Origin of the sequence: Streptomyces sp. WI03-4A (assembly GCF_033792105.1) — a bacterium.
In the GTDB taxonomy this organism is placed as follows: Bacteria; Actinomycetota; Actinomycetes; order Streptomycetales; family Streptomycetaceae; genus Streptomyces; species Streptomyces collinus_A.
The window spans coordinates 1-14,374 of record NZ_JARAUO010000034.1 but is presented as its reverse complement, the minus strand read 5'-3'; the positions used below and the strand labels follow the sequence as shown (position 1 = coordinate 14,374).

Sequence of the window (14,374 nt, the reverse complement as noted above, 5' to 3'; positions counted from 1 at the left end):
CTAGGCGAGCCAGACCGTGGTGTCGGGCGGCAGGACGCCCGGCTCCGGGAGCGGGGTGCTGGCGAGCAGCACCTCGCCCGGGGGCAGGGCGACCGGCCGGGCGGAGCAGTTGGTGACACACCGCCAGGTCTCGGTGCGGGTGAAGTCCAGTACCCCGGCCGGGCCGTCCGGCGTCCAGGTCAGCGCCTCGCCCTCCAGCAGCTTGCGGCGCAGCCTGAGCGCGGTGCGGTACAGCTCCAGGGTGGAGCCCTCCGTTCCGGCCTGGGCCTCGACGGCGTACGCGGCGAACGACTCCGGCTGCGGCAGCCAGGCGGCCCCGCTCCCGAAGCCGTACGACGGCCCGGTCGCCGTCCACGGCAGCGGCACCCGGCAGCCGTCGCGGCCCTTGCGGACATGACCCGTCTGCTCCCAGATCGGGTCCTGCAGCACCGCGGTCGGCAGGTCGGCGACCTCGGGCAGCCCGAGTTCCTCGCCCTGGTAGAGGTACGACGACCCGGGCAGCGCCAGCATCAGCAGGGTCGCGGCCCGGGCCCGGCGCAGCCCCGCCTCCCTGTCGGCCACCGGAGCCCGGCCGCCGGACAGCAGCCAGGCGTTCTCGTCGGTGCCGGCCGGCAGCACCAGGCGGGAGGCGTGTCGCACGACGTCGTGGTTGGAGAGCACCCAGGTGGCGGAGGCACCCACCGCGCGGGCCGTCTCCAGCGAGCCGGTGATCACCTCGCGCAGCTCCCCGGCGTCCCAGCGCGCCTGGAGGTACTCGAAGTTGAAGGCCTGCCCGAGCTCGTCAGGACGGGCGTACAGGGCGCGGCGGGCGTCGGGGACCCAGGCCTCGGCGACCGCGGTGCGGGGCGGGCTGTAGGCGTCGAAGATCTTGCGCCAGTCACGGTAGATCTCGTGCACCTCGTCGCGGTCCCAGTACGGGTGGCTGCCGGGCGGGACCAGGGGCAGGGCGTCCTCGCCGGTGGCGCCGACGGAACCGACGTCCCGGAGCGGTTCGGTGAGATCCTTGGCCAGGCCGTGCGCGACGTCCACGCGGAAGCCGTCGACGCCCCGGTCGGACCAGAAGCGCAGGGTGGTCCGGAAGTCGGCGCGCACCTCGTCGTCGTCCCAGTTGAGGTCGGGCTGCTCGGGGGCGAAGAGGTGCAGGTACCACTCGCCGTCGGGGACGCGCCGCCAGGCGCTGCCGCCGAACACCGACTGCCAGTCCGTGGGCGGGAGTTCGCCGTGCGCGCCGCGGCCCGGACGGAAGACGTAGCGGTCGCGGGCGGCGGAGCCGGGGCCCGCCCGCAGGGCCTCCTGGAACCAGGGGTGCTGGTGCGAGGTGTGGTTGGGCACGAGGTCGACGACGACCTTCAGCCCGAGCCGGTGGGCCTCGGCGGCCATCGCGTCGAAGTCGTCCAGCGTGCCCAGCCGCGGGTCGACGTCCCGGTGATCGGCGACGTCGTAGCCGCCGTCGGCCAGCTCGGAGGGGTAGAAGGGGCTCAGCCAGAGAGCGTCGACGCCCAGCGTGGCGAGGTGGTTCAGGCGCTCGGTGACGCCCCTGAGGTCGCCGAGGCCGTCACCGTCGGCGTCGGCGAAACTGCGCGGATAGACCTGGTAGATGACGGCCTGGCGCCACCAGTCGGGGTTCCTGGACGAGAGGTCTGCCATGCGGGCTCCGTTCGGAAGAAAGTCCGTACGGAATCTGTCCACATCGCCCGGAAAGGGAACCTTCGGATGGTGCGGAGGGCACACTCCTCGGGGCCCGGAGCCGCAGGCGGGTCAGCGTTCGACCGTCTCCAGGTACAGCTTCACGAAACGGTCCACGTCCACGTCGAGTGCCACGTCCACCAGTGCCTGCTCCCGGGCGCCCCCGTGGATCTCGGACTCGCCGGGACGGGGACGCCGGTCGACGACCGTCTGACCGCGCGCCGGGCCCGGGGCCAGGGCCACCTCGACCGGAAGCCTGCGGGTGGTGATGCCGGCCGGGTCGGCGACCGCGCAGACCGCTCCCGCGTCCCCGAGCCCGCCCGCCTCCTCGACGCCCGGGTCGCCGCCCTGGGCGGTCGGCCGGTGGGCGAGCAGGTCGCCGGCCAGCCGCGTGCCGGGATCGGCGCTCGCGCGCAGCCGGTGCACGTCGGCGCCGGGCACGACGACCCGCATGAAGACGTCCAGCCCGTACATCGTGATCGGCACCCCGGCCGTGAGCAGGATCGCCGCCGCCTCCGGGTCGTGCCAGACGTTGAACTCCGCCACCGGGGTGGCGTTCCCGGTCGTGACCGCGCCGCCCATGAACACGATCCGCTCGATGTTCCGGGTCACCTCCGGGTGGGTGCGCAGCAGGAGCGCGATGTTGGTGAGCGGGGCCGTCGGGATCAGCGTCACCGGGCGCGGGGCGGCAAGGATCTCCCGGCGCAGGAGGGTGACCGCGTCCACGTCGGCGGGGCGGCGGGCGGGGGCGGGCAGCCCGAGGTCGCCCATGCCGTCCGAGCCGTGCACGTGCCGGGCCGAGCGGGCCGGCTCGATCAGCGGGCGCTCGGCGCCCCGCGCCACCGGGATGCCGGGGGCGCCCGCGCGTTCCAGCACGGTCAGGGTGTTGCGGACCACCCCGTCGACGTCCGTGTTCCCTGCCACGCAGGTCACCGCCCTGAGGTCCAGGCCCGGGTGGCGTACGGCGAACAGCAGCGCGAGGGCGTCGTCGACGCCGGTGTCGCAGTCGATGATCACGGGGATGGGCTCACCGGTCACAGCGGACTCCTTCCGTCGGGTCGACCCTAGCCAGGTCCATGGCGCGGTGCTTCGTGCCGCCGGCGGTCGGCGAGCCGTGGCGGGGCTCCAGGGGGACCAGGTCAGGCGCTCCCCGGCGCTCACCCGGACGGCCCGGACCGCTGGTGGGCGGCTCCGGCCGGTGGTGCCGTGAGAGGAGGCACCCCACCGGCCCGCCCAGGAGGCACCCCGATGACCGCAGCGATACGCCCCCGCGCCGTCACCCTCGCCGCGCTGGCCGTCGGCCTCCTGACCCTCACCGGCTGCGCGACGCTCGGGCTCGAACACCCGCCGACCGCGCACCAGCCGCTGCCCACCGTCGCCCCGGCCTCACCCGCGCCGAAGGCGTCCTCCCGGGCCGACGGGTCCACGCTCACCGACGACCAGGCCCGGGCCGCGCTCATCACGGAGTCGGACCTGGGCGCACCCTGGGCCGCGACGCGCGGCGCGGCCACCTGGCGGGACGGCCTGCTGAAGGCGAACACCTCGGTGGGGGACTGCCAGCGGCTGCTCGACGCCCTCTACGCGGACGAACTCCTCGGCGCCCCCGCCCGCGTCGCGGTCGGCCTCGACGACGCCGACACCGACGCGCAGCTCCGCTACCAGATCGGCGCCCGCCGCCCGGCGGACGTGGACGCCGCGCTGGAGTGGCTGCGGACGATGCCCGTCGAGTGCGCCCGGTTCTCGGCCACCACGGAGACCGGGCTGCAGGAGGACGTCCAGGTGGCCCAGGCCCCGCTGCCGGAGGTCGGGGACGCGCGCGAGGGGCTGCACGTCACCGTCGCCACCACGACGTCCGACGACGAGCCGGTCCTGCTGACGATGGACGTGGCCGCCGTACGCGTCGGCGACGACGCCTTCGCCTTCACCAACGCGGGCCTGGGAGACGTACCCAACGACGCCACCCAGGCCGCCGTCCAGATCGGCGCGCTACGCCTGGCGGACGTCCGCAGACAGGGCCGCGCCCAGGTGTGAGGACTCTCCGGGCGAGCCGGGCCCAGGAAGGACGGCCGCCCGGCGGGACGAACCCCCGGCGTGACCGGCTCCCAGCAGGGCGCGCGCCCGGGCCCGGCCGCCTCGGCGGGGCCGCGCCCCGAGCTGGACATGCGTGCGGCTCGACCAGGGGCCGGGCTCACAACGGTGGCTGGGCCGGGGCCGGGCCCAGGGTCGTGGTGCCGGGGGCCGTGCGGTGGCCCAGGCCGGTGCGGTAGGCGTCCAGGGCCGCTTCCACGCGGCCCGTGCGGCGCAGCAGGTCGCCGAGGAGGCGGCACAGGTCGGCCAGGTCGCCGGCCGCGCCCGCCCGCTCCAGCAGGCTGAGCGCGCGGACGTAGTGCTCCTCGGCGGCCTCGGTGTCGCGGGCGTCCTCGGCGATGATGCCGAGCAGGCGGTGGGCGGCGGCCGCGTGGACGGCGCCGCGTTCGGAGGACAGGTCGCCGAGGACGCCGTTGAGCAGATCGGCGGCCTCCGCCGACTTCCCCCGCCGGTGCAGGACGTCCGCGAGTTCCACGGCGGCCTGGCTGCGGTAGAGGGCGGCCCGGGTCTCCGAGAGCATGTCGAGGGCGAGCCGCAGCTCGGACTCGGCGCGGTCCAGCTCGCCGTCCTGGGCGCAGACGTAGCCGCGCATCCAGTGGCAGTTGGCGAGTTCGGTGCGCAGCCGGAGCTGGCGGTACAGCTCCGCCGCCTTGGCGAGGGAAGCGTCCGCCTCGGCGACCCGGCCCTCGGCGAGCAGCGTACGGGCGACCGACCGGTGCATCCGGGCGATCAGCGCCGGGTCCTCGGCCTGCGGGGCCAGCGCGAGCGCGAACTCGGCGGCCTGCGCGGCGCGGGCGTGGGCGCCCATGTCCATGTAGGGCCCGATGGCGCTGGCGTAGAGCAGCAGCAGCGCGTCGGGGTCGTGCAGGCCGCCTCGGTTGAGCTCGTCGAGCGTGGACTCCAGGAGGTAGACGGCGTACCGGAGTTCACCGGCCAGGTAGTGGGAGACCGCGCGGCCGCGGACCGCCGGCACCCGGGACGGCAGGGACTCCCCGGCCAGCCGCGCCTCGGCCCGCTCGAAGTGGTCGCGCGCCAGCCCCAACTCACCCGTCTCCAGGGCGCAGTCGCCGAGCCCCAGCAGCGCCGTGGCCTGTTCGAGGGTCAGTCCGTGCCCCTCCGCCTCGGTGAGCAGCGCGGCGTACTGCGCCGCCGCCTCCTCCGCCTTGCCGTCGGCCAGGGCGCGCTGCGCCTCGGTGAGCCGCAGGCGCAGGCCGGTGGCGAGGTGGGCGGGCCGGCCGACGGCCAGTTCCTCGTAGGCGACGCCGAGCCGGCCCGCGATGTGCCGCAGCGCCTCGTCGGAGGCGCGTGCCCGGCCGGCCTCCAGGGTGGAGATGTACGCGGGTGTGTAGGCGGGCTCGGCCAGTTGCCGCTGGGTGAGCCCACGTTCGGTGCGCAACTGCTGCACCCGCCGCCCGATGACCTCCGGGTCGTCCCGTTCCCGCATCGTCGCGCTCTCCCAACTCCCCTGGTACCTCTTGCCGTTCGCATCCCGCAGCCCCTAGGTTAAACGGCGGATTAAGCATGCTTAACACGTCGCTTGTTGTTGCGAGGTCGCCGTGCCCGGACGTACATCCGAACCCTACGGACGCTCCGCCGCACGGTACTGGCGAGGCGTGGCCGCGGCCGTGCTGGCGGTCGCCGCGCTGATCACCGCGGCGAACGCGGGTCCGGCCCGGGCCGCGGAGGCCCCGCCGGGCCCCACCGCCGTCCAACGGTCCCAGCCCTGACGCCCTCCGGGCAGGGCGCACGTCGGTGCCACAGCTGCACCACCCACCCCGCCCCGGCCCCCGCGCGCCCGGGCGCACACCGCACACACGGCGCACTCCACAGCCCCACGGCACGCCGCCCCCACGGCCCGCGCCGCCCCTGACCGGCGCTCCGCACCCCCGTTGCCCCGCCCCCCCGTCACCCCCGTTGCCCCGCACCCCCCTTGCCCTACCCTTGCCCCGTGACCTCTGCCGCGGCGCGTACCGCTCTGGAACTCACCTCAGCACTGCCGGTCCCCGACCTCGAGGACTTCTACCGGGACCTGCACCGTCACCCCGAGCTGTCCCTGCACGAGCACCGCACGGCCGGGAAGCTGGCCGGGCGGCTGCGGGCGGCCGGGTTCGAGACGGCCGAGGGGGTCGGCGGCACCGGGGTCGCCGGGGTGCTGCGCCACGGCGACGGGCCGACCGTGCTGCTGCGCGCCGACATGGACGCGCTGCCGGTGCGGGAGGAGACCGGGCTGCCGTACGCCTCCGCCACGGACGGAGTGATGCACGCCTGCGGGCACGACCTGCACGTCACCTGGCTGGCGGGCGCCGCCGGGGCGCTGGCGGCCGGCCGGGACACCTGGAACGGCACCCTGCTGGTCGTGGGCCAGCCCGCCGAAGAGACCGGGCAGGGCGCGCGACGCATGGTCGAGGACGGGCTGTACGAGCGCTTCGGGCGCCCGGACGTCCTGCTGGGGCAGCACGCGGCACCGGGCCCGACGGGCCTGTACCCGCACGCACCCGGCCTGATCATGTCTGCGTCGACCGACGTGGACATCGTGGTGCGCGGCCGGGGCGGTCACGGCTCCCGGCCGGAGGCCACCGTCGACCCGGTGGTGACCGCCGCCCACCTGGTCGTCCGGCTGCAGACGGTCGTCTCCCGCGAGCTGGCCGCCCGCGAGGCCGCGGTGCTGACCGTGGGCCGCATCGAGGCGGGCACCCGGCACAACATCATCCCCACCGAGGCCCGCATCGCGCTGAACCTGCGCACCCAGTCCGAGGAGGTGCGCACCCGGATGCTGGCAGCGATCCGGCGCATCGCGCGGGGCGAGTGCCTGGCCGCAGGCTGCCCGAGCGAGCCCACCGTCACCGTCGGCAACACCTTCCCGGTGACCGTCAACGACGCGGGCACCGACGCCACGGTGGCCGCCGTGCACGGCGAGGTGTTCGGCGCGGGCACGGTGTTCGACCCTGGCCCGGCGATGGGCAGCGAGGACTTCCCGCAGCTCGCGCTCGGCTCGATCCCGTACTCGTACTGGTTCGTCACCACCACCCCGGCCGACGTGTGGGAACAGGCGCCCGGCGAGACCCTCCCGGAGAAGTTCTCGGCGGTGCCGAGCAACCACAGCCCCCGCTTCGCACCCGATCTGTCCACGGTCGTCCCGGGGGTGCGGACCCTGGTCTCGGGGGCGCTCGCTTTTTTGTCAGTGGCATGACCTAGTCTTCCGCCCTAGTCTTCACCCACCCGTCACACACGGCGCACAGGGGACTCACACCACCGCCGTACGCGTGGCACCACCTTCTTCGTGTTTTCTTCGTTCTTCTTCATTCGTTCCGGGGGGTTCGAATCAGCGTGCGTATGCGCACCCTTCCCGCGGCCGCCGCACTGGCCGCCCTCTTCGGCTCGATGGCGCTCGCCTCGCCGTCCTACGCCGACACCGACCGGCCGATCCCGGTCTGGGACGCCTCCGACACCGTGGTGGACGGCGCCCACCAGCAGCTCTTCCTCGCCGACCGCTACCACGACCAGATCGTCGTCACCGACGCCACCGGCAAGGTGACCCGCACGATCACCGGTCTGCCGCAGGTCAGGGACCTCGATCTGAGCCCCGACGGCAGCACCCTGTACGCGGCCGTCTACGGCGCCGACAAGATCGTCGCGATCGACACCACGCGCCTGGAGCAGACCGCCGAGTACCCGACCGGCGCCGGCACCATCCCCTCGCACGTCGCCTACGCCGACGGCAGGATCTGGTTCGGCTACGGCGACCAGTGGGACTCCGGTCTCGGTGTGGTCGACCTGACCGGCGAGACGCCGGTCGTCACCCTCGACGTCGGCGGCGCCCACGACTACGCCAGCCCGCCCATGGTGTACGCGGACCCGGACAACCCCGGCACGCTGCTCGCCCTGGACGCCGGCATCAGCTCCGGCCCCGTCATCGTCTACGACGTGGCCTCCGGCACCCCGGCCATCCGGGTCAGCGCGGACAAGGGCGGCTTCTACCACGACGCGGCGCTCACACCCGACGGGCAGAACGTCGTCGTCGCCGGACCCGGCAACCGGGCGCTGACCGAGTACCGGCTCTCCGACCTGGCCGAGGTGCGCACCTACCCGGTCAAGGACCAGCCGGAGACCGTGAGCATCGCCCCGGACGGCACGGTCGCGGCCACCGTCCTCGACACCGACGACGCCGGCGACACCTACGTCTTCACCAACGGCTCAGACAAGCCCAGCGTGCGCAACATCAGCCACAACTGGATGCCGTGGGGCGCGCACGCGACGAGCTGGTCCGCGGACGGCACCAAGCTGTACGTGCAGACGGGCTCGCAGGGCTCCATGGCCCTGCACCGCGTCGACGAGCCCCGTAAGTACCAGGCGACGCTCACCGTCTCCGCCCCGACGAGCGCGCCCCGCGCCAAGTCGCTCACGGTCACCGGCAAGCTCACCGCCGGCCTGGCCCTGCCCGCGGGCACCCCGCTGAAGGTGACCCGCACCGACATGGAGTCCCCGAACGGCAAGTCGCTGGGCACCAAACCCCTCGGCAGCGGCGGCAAGTTCAGCTTCACCGACACGCCCCCGTCCGGTGGCAAGGTGACGTACACGGTGGTCTACGAGGGCGACGCCACGCACACCGCCGCCAAGGCCGCCGACTCCGTCACCGTCTCCCGCGCCAAGCCCGCGCTGACGGTGAACAACAACGGCAAGGTGTACGCGTACGGCAAGGACGTGAAGTTCACGGCCCACCTCGGCACGACGTACAAGAACCGCACGGTGGAGCTCTGGGCCGACCCCTTCGGCTCCGACAAGCCGAACAAGCTGGTGAAGTCCGGCAAGGTCGACTCCCACGGCAACCTGTCGGTCACCCTGGACCTGAAGCGGGACGCCAAGGTCACCGCGAAGTTCGCCGGCGACTCCCGCTACCAGTCGCGGTCCGTCTCCAGCACGGTCGGCGCCAAGGTCAGCGTGTCCACGTCGGTCTCCAACCACTACAAGGCGAAGAGCGCCTGGGGCCACACGTACTACTTCTTCCACAAGAACAAGAACCCGATGTTCACCACGAAGATGCCGTACTACCCGCACCGCGCGCAGCGCTTCGACTTCCAGGTGTACTACCAGGGCAAGTGGTACCCCGGTGACTCGCAGTACTTCGCGCTCGGCACCGACGGCCGCTCCCGGGTCCAGGTGACCGGCAACCACGCCGAGGACGTCGGCTGGCGGTTCCGGATGCGCTCGGACTACGTCAACGGCTCGTCGGGGGACACGGTGAACTCCACGACGTACGGCTCCTGGAAGTACTTCACCTTCACCGGCTGAGGCCGCCGGCCGGACACGGCCTAGCGTGCCTGGAGCTGCCGCAGGTGCCGCTGGACGTTCTCCAGCGCGCCCTGCCGGCGGCCCGGCACCCGCAGTCTCAACTCCGCGAGCGCGGGCCCGAGTTCACGGGCCCGCGCCGCGTCGTCGATGGACCCCCACTGATGGTGCGCCCGGTCCGCGGCCGCCTCCACGGCGGGCGCGTCCGGTGCCTGCCCGGCCGCCAGCCGCAGCCCGGCCACGTCCAGCCAGGCCCGGCAGCTGCGCGCCGCGTCCCCCGCGAACATCGCCAGGTCGGCCCGTACCTCGGCCCAGTGCAGGGCGTCGTCCGAGGCCGGGCCGCCCACGCGTACCGCGGCCTGCTCGTGCCGGGCGGCGAGCGCGTCCGCGTCGGCGTGCCGGCCCGCGCGCACGGCGGCGCTGATGGCGGCGTGCGGATCGCTCGGTGCGGGCGGCCGCGCGGTGAGCACGATGTTCGTCGCCACCTCGTCCGCGATCCGGGCCAGCGCCTGCTGGTGCAGCTCCGCCAGCGGCGGCCGGTGCCCGCTGCGCAGCAGCGTCGCCACCGTCCTCATGTACGACGGCTCGGCCAGGCCCCACCGGCCGGGCGGGGGCGCGATACGACCGTAGACCTCGGTGGTGCGGCCCGAGTCGAGCGGCCGTCCCGCCAGGTGCCGCCAGGTCTCCGCGTCCGTGTGCAGGTCGAGGAGGAGCGCCGTGGCCCCCGCCGGGCGCAGCCGCAGCTCCTCCCTGATCCAGTGCCAGGGCAGCGCCGTGTAGCGGACGGTGGAAGGGGTGGTGCGGGCCAGCGCGAGGTGGGGCAGACGCTGGCGGCGGTCCAGGTGGAGCTGCCCGGTGACGTACACGGTGAGCGGTCCGGGCGCGGCCGCGGCGGCGCGCAGCCGGGTCAGGACGGCCTGCGGCTCCAGCGGGTCGGCGAGTTCCACCACGTTCGCGGTGTCGGTGCCCGACAGTATGGCGGGGGCGACCGCAGCCAGCACGGGCAGCACACCCGCCGCGTCCACCAGACGTCCCCGGCCCAGCGGCGAGGCCGCGAGCAGCAGCACGGTTCCGGGCATCGTCCCTCCCCTGTGGATCGCCTACAGCGAGCACCGTAACCGCTGCTGCCGCAAAGGCGCTTCTCAGGACGGCGAACGTCCCCCTACGGGGGCTTCGCGCACCGTCCGCCGCACGGCGAACACCGTGGTGTCGTCGCTGAGGTGGCCGCGGCTGTGCCGGAGCACACCGTCGCGGACCCGGCGCACCAGCCGCCGCGGCTCCGCCCGGCGCGGGTCGGCCTCGACCGCCCGGGCCACCTCCCGGGCCAGCGGGTAGAACGTCCCGGCGTGGTCCCGGGCCTCGGTCACCCCGTCGGTCACCAGCAGCAGGGTCTCCTCGCGCTCCAGGGGTACCCGGTGCAGGTGCGGGCCGTCGCCCGCGAGATCACCGTAGCCGAGGGGCAGGCCGTCGCCGCTCGGCAGCGCGCGGACGCCGTGCGGGCCGACGGCGAGCGGGGGCTCGTGCCCGAAGTTGACGAGTTCGACCGTGTCCGGGTCCCCCGGCGGGAAGCCCAGCAGGACCGCGGTGGCGAAGCGGTCGCCGTCGTCCCGGCCGAGGGCGTTGGTGTGCGTGCGGTGCCGGAACATGCGCACCTCGAGCCGCTCGGCGACGGTCGTGAGGTCCGCCTCGTGGTAGCCGGCCTCCCGGAAGGTGCCGAGCAGCGCCGCGGCCACCTCCACCGCGCCCAGCCCCTTGCCCTGCACGTCCCCGACCAGGACCCGGGTGCCGTGCGGGCCGGGCTGGATGTCGTAGAAGTCGCCGCCGACCCGGGCCTCGACGTCCGCCGCCAGGTACACACCCGCGTGCTCCAGGCCCGCCCAGCGCGGCGGCAGCGGGCGCAGCACGGTGCGCCGGGTGGTCTCGGCGATGTCCCGTATGTGCAGCATCTGCCGCTCGTGGCGCACCCGCACGACGGAGGCCAGCGTGGCCATCACTCCGCCGAGCGCGACGAGCACGAAATCCGCCAGTCCGGCCTGGTACTCGCCGGGCCAGGCGCTGTCCACGAGGACGTAGGTCACCACCGCCACCAGCGCGTACCCGGCGGTCGTCCACACCCCGCAGATCGCGGCGGCCGTACCGGGGACCAGGACGATCCACGAGACGACGCGGAACCGCTCGGTGGTGTTGAAGTCCACGAGGGCGATGCCGACGAGCAGCAGCAGGGGCGGCACCCAGGCCACGCTCCGCCCGCGGACCCGCAGCAGCTGCCTCCGGGCGCGGTACTCGACCTCGGTCACGGCGGCCAGCCCTCCATGCCCCTCAGGCAAACACGGGAACGTGGCGGCCGCATCCGGGCACCCGTCACCCTCCTGGCCGACTTGCCAGGGCGTCCCTCCAGGTGTGCCCTTGAACCGGGGGCGAGGAGAGAGAGGAGTGCTCTCATGGCTCAAGCGGCACCCGCGCCGGGCGGAACGCCCCGGACCACCCGTCCGGCCGTGACCACCGGCCCCCCACCGAACGTCTTCGACGCGCGCGTCCACCGCATCGGCCGGCTGGTCGCCCCGGTCCTGCTGGGCCTGGTCTACGGCTACTGGGCGGCGGCCAACCGCCGCAGCGGCGGTCCCATCACCGGCTGGAACCTGCTGTTCGGCTTCGTCACGGCGCTCGTGTTCGCGGTGGTACTGATGGCACTCCTGACCTTCGCCCCGCGGCTGCGCCGGGAACTGCGTGCCCTGGCCTGGACCGTGTTCTACGGCTGCGCTTTCGGGTTCCTGTACAGCCAGGCCAGCGAGTCGATCATCAGGTCGATCGGCATGTCGCTGGTGGTCGCCGTGATCAGTTTCGCCGTGCTCTTCTACCACTACTACACGCACGAGGACGCGGCCGGGCACCGCGTCGGCTGAGCGCGGCGCCCGTCGGGGCCCCGGCCGAACGGCGGCCGGGGCCCCCGCACGTCCGGGCGCGGTGCCGGGTCCCCCGCTTACGGCCGTCCGGTCCCGCCGTTCCCCCGAACGCGGGCGCCCCGCTCGCGCACCGGCCCCGAAGGCCCTTGCCTGGGAAGGTGTCCCCACGTGTCAGGAACGTCCTGTCGGCCGTACTGATCGTCCTGGCCTGCCTTCTCGTGCCGCTCGGCGCGCTGGCCGCCTGGGCGTCGTACGGACTCGCCGACACGGGCCGGTACGTCACCACCATGGCGCCGCTCGCCGCCGACCCGGACGTGCGGGAGGCGGTCGCGGAGACGGTCGGGGACGGCATCCTGCGCGAGGTGGACCAGAAGGTCGACGTGCGCCCGCTGCGCGGCTCGGTCGCCCCGTTCGTGCACGACGCGGTGCGCTCCTTCACCCAGACCCGCGCCTTCCGGCTCGCCTGGGACACCGGCAACCGGGTCACCCACGACGCGATCCTGCGCGCGCTGCGCGACGAGGACCCGGCCGACGACGCGGCCGGACGCCCGGTCACCGTCGACCTCGCGCCGATCACCGCGCAGGTCAAACGGCAGCTCGCCCACGACCACATCCCGCTCGCCGCGCGCATCCCGGTGGAGCACACCGCGGTCCCGGTGCTCGAGGCGGCCGAGGTGGCTCCGCTGAGGAAGGGGTTCCAGGTGCTCGAAGTCGCCGGCTTCTGGCTGCCGGTCGCGGCCGTCGTCTTCGCCGTCGCGGGCATCGCGCTGGCCGTCCGCCGCCGCCGCGCCGTCACCGCGACCGCGCTGGGCACGGCCCTCGGCGGCGCGCTGCTCGGCGTCGCCCTGACCGTCGGCCGCAGCCTCACCCTCTCCGGCCTGCCCGCCGACGTCCCCCACCCGGCCGCGGGCGCGGTCTACGACGCGCTGACCGCCACCCTGCGCACGGTCTCCTGGCTTTTGCTCGCCCTGGGCCTGACCGTGGCCCTCACCACCTGGCTCACCCGCCGCCTGCGCCCGCCCCGCACCGCCCGGCACCCGCGCCGGACCACCCCGGAGCCGACGCCGGAACCGACGGCGTCCCACCCCCACCCGTCCCCCCAGAACCAGCCCCGGCCGTCCACCCAGGCCCAGGCCTGAAAGGCACGAACCGCCGGTTCGGCCCTGTCCCCCACCCCCGTAAGAGCTGACAGCCCGCGAGGAGTTGGTCCCGCCGCGCGCAGTGCCCTCTCCCCGCTCGCGTCCAACCCCGGGCGCGGCGGCCATGGCGCCCCCACGCCGCAGACGACCAGGCACCCGCCCGCGGCCTGGCCTCGCCCCGCCGGTCACAACGGCGGAACGACCGGAGCGGCCGGGGCGGCCCGCATGCCCGCGGGCTCATGCCCCGCGCACAGCGCCTCCGGCGGACCCCTCGCCCGCCTCCGCCGCCGGCCCTTCCCGCGCCAGTTCGGCGAGACCGCGCAGGGCGCGGGTCAGGTCCGGTTCCGGGGCTGAGGCGAGGCCCAGTCTGACGGCGGACGGGGTCCGGTTCGGGTCGACCGAGAAGGCGGTTCCCGGGGTGACGGCGATGCCTCGCGCCCGGGCGGCCGCGGTGAAGGTGTCGGCCCGCCAGGGCGCGGGCAGCTCCCACCAGGCGAAGTAGGCGGCCGGATCGGACCGTACGGCGAAACCGTCCAGCTCCCGCGCGACCAGCCGCTGCCGCTGCCGCGCCTGGCGCCGCTTGGCGTCGGCCAGCCGCGCCACGGTGCCGTCGCCGATCCAGCGCACGGCCGCCTCCAGCGCGAAGCCGCCCGCGCTCCAGCCCCCGGAGCGGACGGCCCGGACCACCGCCCCGGCCCGGTCGGCCGGCGCCGAGACGAACCCGACGGTGAGCCCGGGCGCGACCCGCTTGGACAGCCCGTCGACCACGTGGACGAGGCCGGGCGCGAGCGCGGCGAGCGGCGGTTCGCCGCCCTGGTGCAGGAAGGACCAGATCCGGTCCTCCACGACCGGTGTCCCCAGGCTGTGGACGACCTCCGCCAGTGCGGCCCGCCGCTCGGCGGACAGCGTCAGCGAGGTCGGGTTGTGCAGGGTCGGCTGGAGGTAGAGGGCGGACAGCGGAGCGGTGCGGTGGGCGGCGGCGACCGACTCCGGCAACGGCCCCCGCTCGTCGGTGGCGAGCGGTACGAGGGTGCAGCCGAGCCGGGCCGCGATCTGCTTGACCAGCGGATACGTCAGCGGTTCGACCCCGACCCGGCCGCCCGGCCGGACCAGCGAGGCGAGCGTGGCCGCGACGGCCTGACGGGCGTTGCCGGTGAAGACGATGCCGTCCGGGTCGGGCCGATGGCCACCGGCGGCGAGCAGCCCGGCGGCCGCCTCGCGGGCCGCCCGGGTACCGGCGGCCGCGGCCGGCCGCAGCGCCTCGGCCAGCGC

At 74.8% G+C, this 14,374-nt stretch carries 11 protein-coding genes; 5 read left to right on the top strand and 6 right to left on the bottom strand.

Going from position 1 to position 14,374, the window contains the following annotated elements:
* Positions 1-1,647, bottom strand: coding sequence for a glycoside hydrolase family 13 protein (locus tag PV343_RS28370; RefSeq protein WP_319149839.1), 1,647 nt, complete (start codon positions 1,645-1,647; stop codon positions 1-3).
* 111 nt (positions 1,648-1,758) lie between these two features.
* Entirely contained in the window at positions 1,759-2,724 is a 966-nt protein-coding gene (locus PV343_RS28365) for a nucleoside hydrolase (RefSeq protein WP_319149838.1), read from the bottom strand.
* Positions 2,725-2,934: 210 nt separating this feature from the next.
* Here PV343_RS28365 and PV343_RS28360 point away from each other — a divergent pair, with 210 nt between their 5' ends.
* Positions 2,935-3,717, top strand: coding sequence for a hypothetical protein (locus tag PV343_RS28360; RefSeq protein ID WP_319149837.1), 783 nt, complete (start codon positions 2,935-2,937; stop codon positions 3,715-3,717).
* Between the two features lie 157 nt (positions 3,718-3,874).
* Here PV343_RS28360 and PV343_RS28355 read toward each other — a convergent pair whose 3' ends face one another.
* Positions 3,875-5,218 (bottom strand): helix-turn-helix domain-containing protein, encoded by a 1,344-nt coding sequence (locus PV343_RS28355; protein WP_319149836.1) that lies wholly within the window; start codon positions 5,216-5,218, stop codon positions 3,875-3,877.
* A gap of 504 nt (positions 5,219-5,722) precedes the next feature.
* Here PV343_RS28355 and PV343_RS28350 point away from each other — a divergent pair.
* Together PV343_RS28350 and PV343_RS28345 are read left to right on the top strand one after the other, a co-directional pair.
* Positions 5,723-6,964 carry an amidohydrolase gene (locus PV343_RS28350; protein WP_319149835.1) on the top strand — a complete coding sequence of 414 codons (1,242 nt, stop codon included), beginning with the start codon at positions 5,723-5,725 and terminating at the stop codon, positions 6,962-6,964.
* A gap of 143 nt (positions 6,965-7,107) precedes the next feature.
* Positions 7,108-9,063 (top strand): Ig-like domain repeat protein, encoded by a 1,956-nt coding sequence (locus PV343_RS28345; protein WP_319149834.1) that lies wholly within the window; start codon positions 7,108-7,110, stop codon positions 9,061-9,063.
* A gap of 20 nt (positions 9,064-9,083) precedes the next feature.
* Here PV343_RS28345 and PV343_RS28340 read toward each other — a convergent pair whose 3' ends face one another.
* Positions 9,084-10,139, bottom strand: a complete 1,056-nt coding sequence (locus PV343_RS28340; protein WP_319149833.1) for a hypothetical protein — start codon at positions 10,137-10,139, stop codon at positions 9,084-9,086.
* A 63-nt stretch (positions 10,140-10,202) separates the two neighbouring features.
* A complete protein-coding gene (locus tag PV343_RS28335) occupies positions 10,203-11,357 on the bottom strand; it encodes a PP2C family protein-serine/threonine phosphatase (RefSeq protein ID WP_319149832.1) in 1,155 nt (384 codons plus the stop codon).
* Positions 11,358-11,501: 144 nt separating this feature from the next.
* Here PV343_RS28335 and PV343_RS28330 point away from each other — a divergent pair, with 144 nt between their 5' ends.
* Together PV343_RS28330 and PV343_RS28325 are read left to right on the top strand one after the other, a co-directional pair.
* A complete protein-coding gene (locus PV343_RS28330) occupies positions 11,502-11,963 on the top strand; it encodes a hypothetical protein (protein WP_319149831.1) in 462 nt (153 codons plus the stop codon).
* Between the two features lie 158 nt (positions 11,964-12,121).
* Positions 12,122-13,102, top strand: coding sequence for a hypothetical protein (locus PV343_RS28325; RefSeq protein WP_319149830.1), 981 nt, complete (start codon positions 12,122-12,124; stop codon positions 13,100-13,102).
* 237 nt (positions 13,103-13,339) lie between these two features.
* Here the strand turns inward: PV343_RS28325 and PV343_RS28320 are convergent.
* A partial coding sequence (locus tag PV343_RS28320; RefSeq protein ID WP_319149829.1) for a PLP-dependent aminotransferase family protein occupies positions 13,340-14,374 on the bottom strand: 1,035 nt, incomplete at its 5' end.

Excerpts from the sequence above, each read along its gene's own strand:
- PV343_RS28355 (WP_319149836.1), bottom strand. The coding sequence starts at position 5,218 with ATGCGGGAACGGGACGACCCGGAGGTCATCGGGCGGCGGGTGCAGCAG.
- PV343_RS28330 (WP_319149831.1), top strand. The coding sequence starts at position 11,502 with ATGGCTCAAGCGGCACCCGCGCCGGGCGGAACGCCCCGGACCACCCGT.
- PV343_RS28345 (WP_319149834.1), top strand. The coding sequence starts at position 7,108 with ATGCGCACCCTTCCCGCGGCCGCCGCACTGGCCGCCCTCTTCGGCTCG.
- PV343_RS28370 (WP_319149839.1), bottom strand. The coding sequence starts at position 1,647 with ATGGCAGACCTCTCGTCCAGGAACCCCGACTGGTGGCGCCAGGCCGTC.
- PV343_RS28340 (WP_319149833.1), bottom strand. The coding sequence starts at position 10,139 with ATGCCCGGAACCGTGCTGCTGCTCGCGGCCTCGCCGCTGGGCCGGGGA.
- PV343_RS28360 (WP_319149837.1), top strand. The coding sequence starts at position 2,935 with ATGACCGCAGCGATACGCCCCCGCGCCGTCACCCTCGCCGCGCTGGCC.